Origin of the sequence: Xanthobacter sp., from assembly GCF_041911315.1 — a bacterium.
GTDB lineage: Bacteria > Pseudomonadota > Alphaproteobacteria > Rhizobiales > Xanthobacteraceae > Xanthobacter > Xanthobacter aminoxidans.
The window spans coordinates 34,368-48,640 of sequence record NZ_JAYRPE010000079.1 but is presented as its reverse complement, the minus strand read 5'-3'; the positions used below and the strand labels follow the sequence as shown (position 1 = coordinate 48,640).

Annotated in this window: 11 protein-coding genes; 6 read left to right on the top strand and 5 right to left on the bottom strand. The window is 69.7% G+C overall.

Going from position 1 to position 14,273, the window contains the following annotated elements; genetic code table 11:
- From ACE3QW_RS22890 to ACE3QW_RS22865, 6 genes are all read left to right on the top strand, one after another.
- The coding region (locus ACE3QW_RS22890; protein ID WP_374254246.1) for a PAS domain-containing protein at nucleotides 1–1,966 on the top strand (1,966 nt) is incomplete at its 5' end.
- A 199-nt stretch (nucleotides 1,967–2,165) separates the two neighbouring features.
- The gene (locus tag ACE3QW_RS22885) at nucleotides 2,166–2,399 is read left to right on the top strand and encodes a bacterioferritin-associated ferredoxin (protein WP_081762651.1); all 234 of its coding nucleotides are present in this window, start codon (nucleotides 2,166–2,168) and stop codon (nucleotides 2,397–2,399) included.
- Between the two features lie 127 nt (nucleotides 2,400–2,526).
- Nucleotides 2,527–3,009, top strand: a complete 483-nt coding sequence (bfr, locus tag ACE3QW_RS22880) for a bacterioferritin (RefSeq protein ID WP_024279492.1) — start codon at nucleotides 2,527–2,529, stop codon at nucleotides 3,007–3,009.
- Between the two features lie 245 nt (nucleotides 3,010–3,254).
- Nucleotides 3,255–4,280: an extracellular solute-binding protein gene (locus ACE3QW_RS22875; protein ID WP_374254244.1), complete on the top strand. Its 1,026-nt coding sequence runs from the start codon at nucleotides 3,255–3,257 to the stop codon at nucleotides 4,278–4,280.
- A gap of 96 nt (nucleotides 4,281–4,376) precedes the next feature.
- Nucleotides 4,377–6,008 carry an ABC transporter permease gene (locus ACE3QW_RS22870; protein WP_374254243.1) on the top strand — a complete coding sequence of 544 codons (1,632 nt, stop codon included), beginning with the start codon at nucleotides 4,377–4,379 and terminating at the stop codon, nucleotides 6,006–6,008.
- 136 nt (nucleotides 6,009–6,144) lie between these two features.
- Nucleotides 6,145–8,061: an AsmA-like C-terminal region-containing protein gene (locus ACE3QW_RS22865; RefSeq protein ID WP_374254241.1), complete on the top strand. Its 1,917-nt coding sequence runs from the start codon at nucleotides 6,145–6,147 to the stop codon at nucleotides 8,059–8,061.
- A gap of 91 nt (nucleotides 8,062–8,152) precedes the next feature.
- Here ACE3QW_RS22865 and ACE3QW_RS22860 read toward each other — a convergent pair whose 3' ends face one another.
- The 5 genes from ACE3QW_RS22860 to ACE3QW_RS22840 form a co-directional block, all read right to left on the bottom strand.
- The gene (locus tag ACE3QW_RS22860) at nucleotides 8,153–8,722 is read right to left on the bottom strand and encodes an invasion associated locus B family protein (RefSeq protein WP_250168431.1); all 570 of its coding nucleotides are present in this window, start codon (nucleotides 8,720–8,722) and stop codon (nucleotides 8,153–8,155) included.
- A 206-nt stretch (nucleotides 8,723–8,928) separates the two neighbouring features.
- On the bottom strand, nucleotides 8,929–11,223 hold the full coding sequence (xdhB, locus tag ACE3QW_RS22855) for a xanthine dehydrogenase molybdopterin binding subunit (protein WP_374254239.1): 2,295 nt from the start codon (nucleotides 11,221–11,223) through the stop codon (nucleotides 8,929–8,931).
- On the bottom strand, nucleotides 11,220–12,635 hold the full coding sequence (gene xdhA, locus ACE3QW_RS22850; protein WP_374254237.1) for a xanthine dehydrogenase small subunit: 1,416 nt from the start codon (nucleotides 12,633–12,635) through the stop codon (nucleotides 11,220–11,222). The genes xdhB and xdhA overlap by 4 nt, the downstream gene beginning before the upstream one ends.
- A gap of 4 nt (nucleotides 12,636–12,639) precedes the next feature.
- On the bottom strand, nucleotides 12,640–13,416 hold the full coding sequence (locus ACE3QW_RS22845; RefSeq protein ID WP_371745079.1) for an ABC transporter permease: 777 nt from the start codon (nucleotides 13,414–13,416) through the stop codon (nucleotides 12,640–12,642).
- Nucleotide 13,417: 1 nt separating this feature from the next.
- Nucleotides 13,418–14,200 carry an ABC transporter ATP-binding protein gene (locus ACE3QW_RS22840; protein ID WP_374254235.1) on the bottom strand — a complete coding sequence of 261 codons (783 nt, stop codon included), beginning with the start codon at nucleotides 14,198–14,200 and terminating at the stop codon, nucleotides 13,418–13,420.
- Nucleotides 14,201–14,273: the final 73 nt, after the last annotated feature.

Here is a 14,273-nt window from a genome sequence, read left to right as displayed (position 1 = left end):
GCTGCGCCCGCTTCTGGCCCAGCCGCTGCGCGTGACGTGGGAGAGCGATGCGGATGGACGCCTGCGCGCGCTGTCCCCCCTGTTCGCGGCGGCGCTCGGCAGCCGCTCGGGCACCTTCATCGGCGCGAGCTTCGCGGAGCTGGAGCGTGACGGACACCTGACCGACGCCGATGCGCTCATCGACGCCATGGCTTCAGGTGAAAGCTTCACCGAGCGCACGGCGACGGTGCCGCCGGTGGGCGTCGAATCCCCGCTCGATCTCAGCCTCGGCGGCGCGCCGCTGTTCGATGCGGAGCGCCGGCTCAAGGGCGTGCGCGGCTTCGGCATCGTTTCGGCGGCGGAAGCGCCGCTTCCCCAGCCACCGAAAGCGCCGCAGGCGAGCGCACCGGCCCCTCAGCCCCCGGTCGCCTTCGGCCGCAACGTGGTACCGCTCCGGCAGGGCAGCCTGTCGCCGCAGGAAAGCTCCGCCTTCCGCGAGATCGCCCGGACCCTCGCCGCGGCCATCGAGGACTGGCCGAGAATTCCGCCGGACACCCATCCGCCCGACCAAATGGACGCCGCATACGCCGAGCCCGAGCCCCCGCCCGCCTCCGGCGACGAGGCGGAATTGCTGGACAAGCTCCCGGTGAGCCTGCTGGTGCAGCAGGAGGGCGAACTGGTGCACGCCAACCGGGCCTTTCTCGCCCTGACCGGCTGGAGCGGACTGGATGCCCTGGCGGAGGCCGGCGGGCTTGAGCGGGTCCTCTCCCGCGAATCCGGCGCCCTCCATGTGCTGACGCCCGACGGAGCCCGCCTGCCCGTGGAAGTGCGCCTCGTCGCCGCGCCGTTCCTCGGCCGGCCGGCGCTGATCCACGTCATCCGCGCCCTCGACACCACCGACGACGACCGCGAGGCCCGCGCGAGCGCCCGCCGCGCGGCGCTCGACATGGTGCCCTGGCCGGTCTTCCTGCTGGAGATGGACGGCACCATCCGCCTCGCCAACTTCGCGGCGGCCGAGCGGCTGGGCTTTCCCGCCCATGACCTTGCCGGCGAGCCCTTCACCATCGCCGTCGCCCCGACCGACCGCGCCGACGCCGTGGCCACCCTCGACCGCGTGCGGGACGACGGGGCCTCCGCGCAGGTCGCGCTCGCTCTGCGCAATCGCGAAGGCGAGATGCTGCCGGGGCTGGCGGCCGTGACCCGCGCCGGCGCCGAGGACCAGATCCTGTGCGTCGTCATCGGTCCGGTGCCGCAGCAGCCCGAGCCGGCGCCGATGGCGGTGCCCGTCGCCGTGCCCGAACCGGAACCGGCAGTGAACCTCTTGCCGCGCCTCGCCGGCCGACTGCGTGCCGGGCTCGAAGGCCCCATGGCGATCCTGCGCGAAGCGCCCGCCGAGGCCCTGAGCGATCCGCTGCGGGACGCGCTGAAGTCCCTCAACGCCACCCTCGACGACCTCAACGCCCTCTCCCAGCCGGCTCAAACGGCGGAAGCCGTCACCTGCGACGTGTCGGCGGCGGTGCGCGCCGCCGTGGCCGCGCTTCTTCCCGCTGCCCGGCGGCGACGGCTGGCGCTGCGCCTCGACGACGCCGGAGGGGTCACGGCCCTGGCCGCCGAAGCCCCGCTCGCGGAACTCGTGGCAATGCTGGTGGAAGAGGCCGTGGCGGCCACGCCGGCCGGCGGCGCGGTGGCCGTCTCGGTCTTCGCCGAGGACGAAGGTGATGGAGGACCGCGCGCCAAGGTGCAGCTGAGCGATGCCGGCGCGGGCCTTGACGCAACGGCGGCTGCGGCGGCCCTCGATCCGCTGTCCGGCCTTTCGCCGGACGACCGCTTCGCCGCGGACGGTCGCCCGCTGCGTCTGACCCGTATGGCGGAAGCTGCACGGGCACTGGGCGGGTCACTCGAGATCGATCCGGTCGGGATGTCTCAGGCCGGTGAAGACCTAGGCCGGCGTCGCGGCATGATCGCGCGGCTCACCTTGCCCGCCTGAGCCTGCGAAGGTGTTCAACCACCAATCGGGTGGTATCCGCACAATGGAACTACTCCATTGTGCTGGCAAAAGCCTGTCTGAACGGCCCTCGACCCACCATGTCGCATATGTACGGAGTTGACGGGTCCGGCCGTCCTCTGCGAAAAATGTAATAGAAACAAGTTTTTAGAAGCCTTCCAAGTTAGCTTCGGGCCGTGCCATGATCGTTTGTTCATGCAACGTCTTTTCAGACCGGCAGGTGCTTGATGCGCTTGCGGGAACCCCATTGCGCTCCCCCAGCGAAGTTTATCGCTGCCTCGGCTGCTCGCCCCAGTGCGGACGCTGCGCCCGGACCATCCGCACGCTGATGGATCAGGTGCAGGCGCACGATTGCGGTGCCTGCGCGGACGAATGTCCCGTTGCGGGACTTACCGGAATGGTCGCCGCCGAATAAGCTTCCTAGAAGGGTGCCCGAACGCCCGGCGAACAACCGGCGGTGTGGTCGGGTACCTTGCCACCACATTAGAATTAGTCTAACGCTTAATCCAAACTAACTGTCCTTACGGCATCAGGAGCTGAGAATGAAGGGCGATCCGAAGGTTATTGAATACCTCAATCGGGGCCTGCGCTCTGAGCTGACCGCCATCAATCAGTACTGGCTCCATTACCGGATGCTCGACAATTGGGGCTACAAGGCGCTGGCCAAGAAGTGGCGCGCCGAGTCCATCGAGGAGATGGTGCACGCGGACAAGTTCACCGACCGCATCCTGTTCCTCGACGGCTTCCCGAACATGCAGGTGCTCGATCCCCTGCGAATCGGCCAGGACGTGAAGGAAATCCTCGACTGCGATCTCGCCGCCGAGCTCGATGCCCGCGCCCTCTACCAGGAAGCGGCCGCCTACTGCCAGACGGTGAAGGACTATCCGAGCCGCGACCTCTTCGAGGAGCTGATGGCGGACGAAGAAGGCCACATCGACTTCCTTGAAACCCAGCTCGACCTCGTGTCCAAGCTCGGCCTCCAGCTCTACGCCCAGCACCACATCGGCGAGCTCGACGAGGACTGATCCTCCTCCGCTCGTCCGATATCAACGCAAAGCCCGGCTCTCACGCCGGGCTTTTTGCTTTGTGAGGCCCGATAGTCTGGAGAAAGTATAAACTGGCCCCACTGCGCGCAAAGCGTTTCGGAATTAGATGATTTCCAATGTTTCCGGGCTCACGGCCTTCTTCATTGACCCTTCGTAACGCGCCGGGCTAGCCAATTCTCCATCGTCTTGTCGTGCTCGCTCCGAGCCCGCGTGTGGGGATTTCAATGGGTCGCTTTCATCTCTTGCGCAGCCTTCTCGCCGCTGGCGCACTGCTTGTCGCGGCGCAGGGCGCCAGCGCGCAGCAGGTCGTCAACGTCTACACCACCCGCGAGCCCGGGCTGGCCGCTCCCCTGTTCGAGGCCTTCACCAAGGCCACGGGCATCGAGGTGAAGAGCGTCTTCATCAAGGACGGCCTCGCCGAGCGGGTGAAGGCGGAGGGCGCCAGCTCCCCCGCAGACGTGCTGATGACCGTGGACGTGGGCAACCTGCTCGACGTGGTGGATGCCGGCGTCACCCAGCCGGTGACCTCCCCTGCCCTCTCCGCCATTCCCGCGAACCTGCGCGATCCGGCCGGCAACTGGTATGCCCTCTCCCTGCGCGCCCGCCTCGTCTATGCGGCGAAGGATGAGGTGAAGCTCTCCGCCATCACCTATGAGGATCTTGCCGACCCCAAGTGGAAGGGCAAGATCTGCATCCGCTCCGGCCAGCACCCCTACAATGTGGGGCTGGTGGCGGCCTACATCGTCCATCACGGTGAGGAGAAGGCCGAGGCCTGGCTGCGCGGCCTGAAGGCCAACCTCGCCCGCAAGCCCGCCGGCGGCGACCGCGAGGGCGCCCGCGACATCCTCGGCGGCATCTGCGATCTGGCGGTGGGCAATTCCTACTATGTGGGCCTGATGCGCTCGGGCAAGGGCGGCGCCGACCAGAAGAAGTGGGGCGACGGCATCAACGTGCTGCTCCCCACCTTCCAGGGCGGCGGCACCCATGTGAACGTCTCCGGCGCCGCCGTGGCCAAGAACGCGCCCCACAAGGACGCCGCCGTGAAGCTGCTGGAATTCGCCATCTCCCCGGAAATGCAGGCCATCTATGCCAAGCAGAACCTGGAATATCCGGTGATCGCCGCGGCCGAGGTCGATCCCATCATCGGCGCGCTGGGGCCGCTCAAGGTCGATCCCATCCCGCTGGTGGACATCGCCAAGAACCGCAAGCGCGCCAGCGAACTCATCGACAAGGTCGGCTTCGACAACTGACGGCCGATGGCTGAGACCGCATTGACCGGCGAGCCGCGCGCGACGCGGCTCCGCCTTCCCCGCCATCTCTCCCCGCTCCTTCTGGCGTCGGGATTGGTGGCTCTTTTCGTTCTGCTGCCCCTCCTCGCCCTCGCCGGCATCGCCGCGCGCGGGTCGGGCGACATGTGGCCCCACCTCATCGCCACCGTGCTGCCCGATGCGCTGGCCGAGACCGGCCTGCTGGTGCTCGGTGTCGGCGTGGTGACGCTGGTGGTGGCCGTGCCGTGCGCCTGGCTGGTGGCCACCTGCACCTTCCCCGGCCGCTCGGTGCTGGAATGGGCGCTGCTGCTGCCGCTGGCCGTGCCGGGCTACATCGTCGCCTTCTCCTATCTCGACGTCCTGCACCCCCTCGGGCCGGTGCAGGAGGCGCTGCGCGCGATGCTCGGCATCGCCAGCCCGCGCGGCCTGCGCCTGCCGGATGTGCGCTCCACCGGCGGCTGCATCCTCGTGCTGTCGGCGGTGCTCTACCCTTACGTCTACCTCTCGGCGCGGGCGAGCTTCGTGCTGCAGTCGGCGGCCGCGCTGGAAGTGGCGCGCACGCTGGGCGCCAGCCGCTGGCGCGCCTTCCTGCGCATCGGCCTGCCGCTGGCCCGCCCGGCCATCGTGGCGGGCCTGACCTTGGTGCTGCTGGAGGTGCTGGGCGATATCGGCGCCTCCGAATTCCTCGGCGTGCGCACCCTTACGGTCTCCATCTATTCCACCTGGGTGAACCGCTCGAACCTGCCGGGCGCGGCGCAGATCGCCCTCGTCATGCTCGCCCTCGTGCTGGGGCTGATCCTGCTGGAGCGCTGGGCGCGGCGCGCCCGGCGGTTCGTCGCCACCGGCTCGGCCCGGCCGCAGGCGCCGCTGCGGCTGACCGGGCTTCAGGGCCTCGCCGCCACCGCCTTCTGCGCCCTGCCGGTCATGCTCGGCTTCCTGGTGCCGTTGCTGCACCTCTCCATCTCGGCGGCGCGGCGGATGGCGGAGACCGGCTTTCCCACCCGAATCCTCGGAGAAGCCGCCACCACCGCCGCCCTCGCCGCCGGTACGGTGACCCTCGCCCTCGGCCTCGGCCTCGTGGTGGCGCTGGGGCAGCGGCTGACGCGCGCGCCGCTCGCCTCCGGCTTCGCGCGGGTGGCGAGCCTCGGCTATGCGGTGCCCGGCACCGTGCTCGCCGTCGGCCTGCTCAGCCCCCTCGCCGGCTTCGACAACATGCTGGACGCCGCGATGAAGCAGGCCTTCGGCATCTCCACCGGCCTCCTGCTGTCAGGATCGGGGGCCGCGCTGGTGGCGGCACTCGCCATCCGCTTCCTCGCCATTCCGGTCGGTGGCATCGAGGCGGGATTCGCCAAGCTTTCCCCGCATCTCGACATGGCCGCCCGCAGCCTCGGCTCGTCGCAGCCGCGCACCGTGCGCCGGGTGCTGCTGCCGCTGCTGCGGCCGGCCCTCGCCACCGCCGCCCTGCTGGTGTTCGTGGATGCCATGAAAGAGCTGCCGGCCACCCTGCTGCTGCGTCCGCTCGGTTTCGAGACACTGGCCACCCACGTCTATGGGGAGGCGGCGCGCGGCACCTATGAGGATGGAGCGCTGGCGGCGCTGGTGATTCTCCTCGTCGGGCTGGGGCCGGTGATGCTGCTGGCCCGCATGTCCTCGTCCGCCCTTGCCGCTTCGGCGGACGGCACGCGCGGCAGCGCCTCGGCCCGCGACTGACCGGCGCGCCGGCCCACCCCGAAGCCCCCAGCCATCAAAGCGACACAGAGCCCGCTAAAGTGCGGCCACGATCCAACGTGGCCTCAGGCGTCGCGCGCATCGCCCCGCCTGCTCCCTCGGAGACCTCTGTATCTTCATGCTGCGTGTCGGCCAGAACACCCGCCGGGCCGGGCTCATCGCTGCATCCGTGCTGGGCGCGGGGGCCGCGCTGCTGCTCGTCGCCATGGCGGTGCTGCCTTTCCTGGTCCCGGCCGCCGAGCTGCGGCGGGTGGCGGCGCAGGCGCTTGCCGGTTCGACGGGCCAGAAGGTGGAGATTCTCGGCGAGCCGTCGATTCGCCTTTTCCCCTCGCCGCGCGTGGTGCTCGGCAAGGTCAGCTTCCCGCTCCCCGCCGGCCAGTCGCTCGATGCCGAGAACGTGGTCACACGGCTCGACCTTCTTCAGCTCGTCGCCGGACGGGTAGCCGTGAACGACGTGATCGTCGAGCATCCGACCCTCGTCCTCACCGGCGAAGGCATGGCGCCCGCCCTCGGGATCGCGCCGGTGCTCGCCGCCACCGACCGGCCGGAGCTGCGCATCATCGACGGCACCATCGCCTGGCGCTCCAGCAGCGGCCTGACCCGCGAACTGGTGAGCGGCATCACGGCGAGCCTCGACCGGGTGCTCGACCGCGCCGGCATCGCCGTCGCCGTCCAGTTCGACTGGCGCGAGCAGCCGGTGAACGCGACACTCTTTATCGACGACATCACCGCCTTCATGGCCGGCACACCGGCGCCCATGCGCGTGACCGTGGCGACGGACGGCGCCAAGGCCCGCTTCCACGGCCGCGCCGCCCTCGGCAAGGCGCCCACCATGGACGGCGCGGTGACGGCGGACGCCGATTCGCTGCGTGACCTGTTCGACTGGGCCGGCATGGAAGCGCCCACGCGCAGCGGCTTCGGGTCCTTCTCCCTCGCCTCCCGCCTGAAGCTTGAGAAGGGCGAGGTGGCCCTGACCGAGGCGAGTGTCGATCTCGACGGCAACCGCGGCGATGGCGGCCTTCTGGTGAAGGTCTCCGGCCCGCGCCCGCTCATCCAGGGCACGTTCGCCGCCGATCACATCACGTTCGCTCCCTACGGCGCCATGCGTCTGACGGGCGGCGAGCGGCAGGGCTGGGACCGGGGCGCGGTCGATCTCTCCGCCCTCGGCGCCTGCGACCTCGACCTCAGGCTTTCAGCGGCGCGGGTGGACGTGGGCGACACCGCGCTCTCCACCGTCGCCGCCAGTGCCGTTCTGACCGCCGGCCGGCTCGTGCTCGCCATCGGCGAAGCCCATGGCTGGGGCGGTGTGCTGCGCGCGTCCCTGACCCTCGCCCCCGCTCCGCCCGACGCGGCCGCCCCCCAGGCCCGCCGCTCGGCGGGCGCGGAGCTGCGGCTTGAGGCGGAAGCGAACGACGTGGAACTCGCCCGCGCCCTCGACGACATCGGCGGCTTTCGCCGCATCGACGGCACCGGGACACTCCAACTCGACGTGACGGGGGCCGGGCGCAGCATCCAGGACATCGCCGCGAACCTTCAGGGCAGCGCGGCTCTCAGCGCGGCCAACGGCTACCTCAACGGCTTCGACGTGGCGCAGCTGCTGCAGCGTATCGAGCGGCGGCCCCTCTCCGCGGCCAGCGACTGGCGGGGCGGACGCACCGCCTTCACCGAACTCAACGGCCGCATCGCCATCAGCGACGGTGTGGGCACGGTGGAGGAGCTGGTCATGCGCGGGCCGCGCGCGCAGATCGACATGACCGGTTCGCTCTCCATCGCCCAGCGCGCGCTGGATCTCGCCGGCCACGCCGCGCTGCCGGCGACCAAGGGCGCGAAGACCGGCGCCATCGACCTGCCATTCAGCGTCCGCGGCCCCTGGGACGAACCGAGCATCATGGCCGACCCGCTGAGCCTCATTGAGCGCTCCGGCGCGGCGCTGCCCCTGCTGGAGGCGGTGAAGGCCCGTTCCGCCGCCCCCGCCGCCGAGCGGGCGATGGATGGCGGCGCGGCGGCGGCCCCGCAGCAGCCTCCGGCGAACTGACAGCGCCCGCCCCAGACTGAACGTAAGTGGAAACGAAAAAGGCCGGCGCTGTGGCACCGGCCTTAAATCCTGTTTGCCTGCGGCAGAGAAATCAGCCCTTGAGGCTGGCCTGCATGGCGGCGCCGAGGCCCTTGAAGGACAGCGGCAGGATGACCGGGCGGCGCGAACCGTCCTCGAACACGATCTCACCCTTGCCGGAGCTGGCCTTGAGCGCCGTGAGCTGATCCTGCGTCAGCTCGGTGGAGGCGACGCAATGCTGGCCGCAGCGCTTGAAGGTCAGCACCACATCCGCGACGCCGGGAACCTTCAGGGAGACGTTTGAGGGCAGCCACACGCCGGGCGGGGTGAGGACGATGAGGCGCACCGGCCCACTCTTCTCGGCCCGCACCGCGACATGGGCGAGGATATGGGCGAGGTCGGGGGTCTGCAGGGTCTGCACCGCCTCGCAGCCGCGCTTGTCGTCCTTGCCCTTGCAGCGCACGGTCCAGTCGTCGTGCACCGAATGGGTCTCGGTGGGATCGGCAGGAGCAGCAGCAGGCGCAGCGGCCGGAGCCGGTGCGGCAGCCGTCTGGGCAGCGGCGGGAAGGGCGAAGGCCGAGGCAGCAAGGACAGCAGACAGGAGCGAGAGACGGAAGGAGGGGATGAGACCGGTAAGCGCCATCTTTTACGTCCTCTCAATCGCACCCGCGCCCCGCAGCGGTGCCTCGCCGGGACATACCGACACCGGCCCCGCGAGGCAACGCAAATCGCGGCGGGACACCCCCTGACACTGGGGAAGGCGGCGCCCAAAGCACCGTCCCGCAGGGACAGTCCGACGCGACAATGGTATGGAATTACAGGATGCCGCACGCCCCGGCGTCTGGGCGTTCACCCCCGCGCCCTGTCCTCGCGCCGTGCGGCCACCGCGGCCAGCACACGCTCTGGTGTCGCGGGAGCGTCGAGCTTCACGGGACCCGCGCCCGGCAGGCCGGCGATGGCGTCGCGGATGGCCAGCCACACCGAGATGGCGAGCATCAGCGGCGGCTCGCCCACCGCCTTGGAGCGCAGCACCGTCTCCTCCGTGTTCGGCTTGTCGAGCAGGTGGACGTTGAGCACCGGCGGCACGTCGCGCGAGCCGGGAATCTTGTAGGTGGAGGGACCGCGCGTGGCGAGGCGGCCGTTGGCGTCCCACTTCAGCTCCTCGCAGGTGAGCCAGCCCATGCCCTGCACGAAGGCGCCCTCGATCTGGCCGATGTCGATGGCCGGGTTCAGCGAGCGTCCGCAATCGCCCACGATTTCGGCCCTCAGCACCCGCACCGCGCCGGAGAGCGTATCCACCGCCACCTCGGCGGCGGCGGCGCCGTAGGTGTAATAATAGAAGGGCCGCCCTTCCGACTTCGCCATGTCGAAGTGGATCTTCGGCGTCTTGTAGAAGCCGGTGGCGGAGAGCGGCACGCGCTGCTGCCACGCCATGTGCGCCGCCTCGCCGAACGAGAGGCTGCGGTTGCCAACGCTCACGCGGCCCTCGGCGAACACCACCTTTTCCGCTGGCACATCGAAATGCGCCGCGACCACCCCGGCCATGCGGCCCCGGATCTCCTTCGCCGCGATCAGCGCCGCCATGCCGTTGAGGTCGGAGCCCGAGGAGGCTGCCGTGGGGGAGGTGTTGGGCACCTTCGCGGTGCTGGTGGCGGAGACGCGCACGTGGTCGAGCGGAATGCCGAAGGCGTCCGCCACCACCTGCGCCACCTTCACGAACAGCCCCTGCCCCATCTCGGTGCCGCCATGGTTCAGATGGACCGAGCCATCCGTATAGACATGCACCAGCGCGCCCGCCTGATTCAGCGTCGTCAGGTTGAAGGAGACGCCGAACTTGATGGGCATGGTGGCGAGGCCCTTGCGGATCACCGGGCTCCGCGCGTTGAAGGCGTCGATTTCGGCGCGCCATGGGCCAAGGTTCGCCTTGGCGTCGAGGTGGGCCATGGCCTCCTCGATCAGGCTGTCCTCCACCTCCTGCCCATAGGGCGTGATGTTGCGCGGGGCCGCGCCATAATGGTTGGCGGCCCGCACGGCCTCGATGGGTTTGCCGAGGTGGCGGGCGATCTCGTCCATCACCGCCTCGATGGCGAGCATCCCCTGTGGCGCGCCGAAGCCGCGGAAGGCGGTGTTGGAGACGGTGTTGGTCCTCACCAGCACGCCGCGGAAGCGCGTCGCCGGGATGAAATAGCAATTGTCCGCATGGCAGAGCGCGCGGGAGACCACGGCGGGCGAGAGGTCCGCCACATTGCCGCAATCGGCGGCGAATTCCATATCGAGCCCGGAGATGCGGGCTTCCGCATCGAAACCCGCCTCCCAGCGGACGCGGAAGGGATGGCGCTTGCCGGTGGCTTCCATGTCCACCTCGCGCGGCAGGCGCAGCTTCACCGGCTTGCCGGCGTGATGGGCGAGCAGGGCCGCGATGGCGGCGATGATGGTGGCCTGGCTCTCCTTGCCGCCGAACGCGCCGCCCATGCGCCGCACCTCCACCGTCACCGCCGCGAATGGCAGGCCCAGCACATGGGCGACGCCGTGCTGCGCCTCGGTCGGATGTTGCGTGGAGGAATAGACCAGCATGTCCCGGTCCTCGCCGGGGATAGCGATGGCGATCTGCCCTTCCAGATAGAAATGGTCCTGCCCGCCGCATCGCACCTCGCCGGAGAGGCGCAAGGGCGCACCGGCCAGCGCGGACGCCACGTCGCCCCGCCCGACCTGCTGGTCCGGCGCGACCCGGGCGCCGGCCGCATAGGCCGCATCGAGATCGAGCAGCGCGGGCAGCGCCTCATATTCCACCCGCACCAACGCCGCGGCAGCGCGGGCGGCATCGAGGGTCGTCGCGGCCACGGCGGCGACGGGGTGGCCCACATAGTCCGCCTCGCCCGCCGCCAGCAGCGGCTCGTTGGTGCAGATGGGGGCAATGTCGTTGACGCCGGGAATGTCGCCCGCCGCCACCGCCACCACGCCGGGCAGAGCGCGGGCAGCGGAGAGGTCGATGGAGACAATACGCGCGCGGGCATGGGGGCTCAGCACCAGAGCGGCGTGGAGCAGGCCGGGCGGCTCCGGCATGTCGTCGAGATAGATGGCGCGGCCGCTCACATGGGCGTTGGCGCTCTCGTGGCGGGCGGGGACATGGACGGCGCGGGTCATAGCGCCTCCAGCTCCAGCGGCACGCCGGGGCGCGTGGTGGCGAGGTGGAGGCGGCGCACCAGATTGGCGGCGGCGGTGAGGCGATAGGCGGCGCTGGCGCGGTGGTCGGAGAGGGGCGAGAAGTCGGCGGCGAGGGCCGCCTCGATGCCTTCGGGCAGCGCATCGGCCCATGGCGCGCCGGTGAGGAGCGTTTCCAGAGCGGAAGCACGCTTCGCTCGGTCAGCCATGCCGCCGAAGGCCGCCGCGAAAGACATCATCCGTCCACCGTCCACCCGCAGGCGAAAGGCGCCGAGCAAGGTGGAGATGTCCTGATCGAACCGGCGGGAGAGCTTCCAGGCAAAGAGCTGCTCGCCCTCCGCGAGGCGCGGCAGACGAAGCGCGGCGATCACCTCGTCCGGCGCGAGCGCGGTCTTCCGATAGCCGGTGAGGAAATCCGCGACGGTCATGCGCCGCATCCCGGAGGGTCCGGCCAACTCCACCTCAGCATCCAGCGCCAGCAGCACCGGCAGCGTGTCGCCCACCGGCGAGGCGGTGCCGAGGTTGCCGCCGAAAGTCCCCATGGTGCGGATCTGCCGCGAGCCGATGCGGCGGATGAGGGCGCCGAAGGCGGGAAACGCCGCCTCCACCGTCTCCAGCGCATCCGCATAGGTGACGGCGGCGCCGAGCACCAGCACTTCGCCCTCCCACCCGATCCGCTTCAGTTCGGCGACGCGGCGGGTGGAGAGGACGAGGGGGAAGCCCTGCCGCTTCTTTGCGGGGATGAGGCCGAGATCGGTGGCGCCGGCGATCAGCGTCGCGGCGGGATAGGCGGTACGCAGCGACACCAATTCCGAAAGGGTCTGCGGCACGAGATGCAGTTCGCCCTGTGCCGCGATGCGGGTGTTGGGGACCGACGGGACCGACACAGGCCCCGCCAACGGCGGCGCGGCGCAGAGCGCGCGGGCGGAATCGACGATGGGGCGATAGCCGGTGCAGCGGCAGAGATTGCCGGCCAGCGCCTCATGGATGTCGGCATCGCTCACCGGCGCATCAGCCGTGCGGCTCTCGCTCAGCGCATAAAGCGACATGACGATGCCCGGCGTGCAGAAGCCGCACTGGGTGCCGTCGCTCTCGGCCAGCACACTCTGCACGGGATGGAGGCCGGACGGGCCGGCGAGCCCCTCCACCGTCTTCACCTCGCTGCCGTCGATCTGGGAGAGCAGCAGGATGCAGGAATTGGCGACCTGCCACCGCATCGCCCCGTTGTCCTGCCGACCGAGGGCGATGGTGCAGGCGCCGCAATCGCCTTCCGCGCAGCCTTCCTTGGTGCCGGTGAGGCGGCGGCGGGTGCGCAGGAAGTCCAGCACCGTCATGGAGGGGGCGGCATCCGCCACCTCGACCCGCTCGCCGTTCAGGACGAAGGCGATGGCCACGCTTTCAGCCTCCCGCGCTCTGGGACGAGCGGAAGGCCCAGGCCACCATGCGCCGCTCGAACACGGCGAAGATCGCGTACATGAGGATGCCCTGGATGGCGAGGGAGATGAGCCCGGCGAACACCAGCGGCATCTGGAAGTTGGAGCCCGCCTGCACCATGAGATGGCCCACCCCCGCATTGGCGCCGATGGTCTCGGACACCACCGCGCCCACGAAGGCGAGCGTGATGCCCACCTTGAGCGCCCCGAAGAGATAGGGCCCGGTGCGGGGAATGCCAACCTTGCGCATGATGTCGAGCTTGGAGGCGCCGAGCGCCCGCAGCACGTCCTCCAGTTCCGGCTCGGTGGTGGCAAGGCCGGTGGCCACGTTCACCACGATGGGGAAGAAGGAGATGAGGAAGGCGGTGAGGATGGCCGGCACCTCGCCGATGCCGAACCACATGATGAGGATGGGCACCACCGCCACCTTGGGCACGGAATTGAACCCGATCATCACCGGATAGAGCCCGCGATAAATCGTGCGCGACCAGCCCACCACCACGCCGAGCGCGATGCCGAACACCACCGCGATGGCGAAGCCCGCCATGGTGGTCCAGAGCGTGACGAAGGAGTTCTTCAACAGCGGCCACCAGTATTTCACCATGGCGGCGAAAATCTCGGTGGGCGCCGGCAGGATGAAAGTATCGATCTTGAAAAGCCGGCAGGCGGCCTCCCAGATCACGAACAATGCGACGGTGAAATAGACAGGGGCGAGGTTCTCAACGGAGAGCTTTTTCATCATCTCACGCCGCCTGCCGCACTTCGGCGATCTTGTTGCGCAGCTCGTGGACCAGACCGGTGAACTCGGCCCGGTAGCAGACATCGAGGTCGCGCGGCCGGGGGAACGGCACCTGCCGCGTCTCCACGATGCGGCCGGGGCGCGCGCTCATCACGTGGATGGTATCGGCTAGGAAGGCCGCCTCGCGCAGATCATGGGTAACGAGGATGACGGTGAAACCGAACTCCTGCCAGAGGTCGCGCAGCACGCACCACAATTCCTCGCGGGTGAAGGCGTCCAGCGCGGCGAAGGGCTCGTCCAGCATCAGCAGCGCCGGCTGGTGGATGAGGGAGCGGCAGAGCGAGGCGCGCTGCTGCATGCCGCCGGACATCTCCCAGGGAAAGCGGTCGGCGAAGGCGCCGAGGCCCACCACATTGAGCAGCGCCATGGCCTTGTCCTGAAACGCGGCCTTGTCGCGGGAGAAGCGGCGGCGATAGGGCTCGACGATCTCCAGCGGCAGCATCACGTTCTGAAGCACGGTGCGCCACGGCAGGAGGTTGGCGTGCTGAAAGGCCATGCCCGCCACCTTCACGGGCCCCTTCACCTCTACTCCATCTATGGAGACGGTGCCGGAGGTGGGGCGGATGAGGCCGGTCACGAGCTTCATCAGCGTGGACTTGCCGCAGCCCGAAGGCCCCACCACCGCCGCGAACTCGCCCTTGCGCACATTCAGCGTGGTGCCGGCCAGCGCCGTCACCGGGCCGGTGCGGCCGGGATAGGTCAGGGTCACATTGTCGAGGACGATCACGGGGAGGCCTTTCGGTTCGGCGCGGCCACTCCCCGGACAAGCGACACCGCAAGTGGAGCGCCGATCCGGGGTC

Bases quoted from the DNA above. Each gene is read 5' to 3' on its own strand.
- ACE3QW_RS22885 (WP_081762651.1), top strand. From the start codon at position 2,166: ATGATCGTTTGTTCATGCAACGTCTTTTCAGACCGGCAGGTGCTTGAT.
- bfr (WP_024279492.1), top strand. From the start codon at position 2,527: ATGAAGGGCGATCCGAAGGTTATTGAATACCTCAATCGGGGCCTGCGC.
- ACE3QW_RS22875 (WP_374254244.1), top strand. From the start codon at position 3,255: ATGGGTCGCTTTCATCTCTTGCGCAGCCTTCTCGCCGCTGGCGCACTG.
- ACE3QW_RS22865 (WP_374254241.1), top strand. From the start codon at position 6,145: ATGCTGCGTGTCGGCCAGAACACCCGCCGGGCCGGGCTCATCGCTGCA.
- ACE3QW_RS22860 (WP_250168431.1), bottom strand. From the start codon at position 8,722: ATGGCGCTTACCGGTCTCATCCCCTCCTTCCGTCTCTCGCTCCTGTCT.
- xdhB (WP_374254239.1), bottom strand. From the start codon at position 11,223: ATGACCCGCGCCGTCCATGTCCCCGCCCGCCACGAGAGCGCCAACGCC.
- ACE3QW_RS22845 (WP_371745079.1), bottom strand. From the start codon at position 13,416: ATGATGAAAAAGCTCTCCGTTGAGAACCTCGCCCCTGTCTATTTCACC.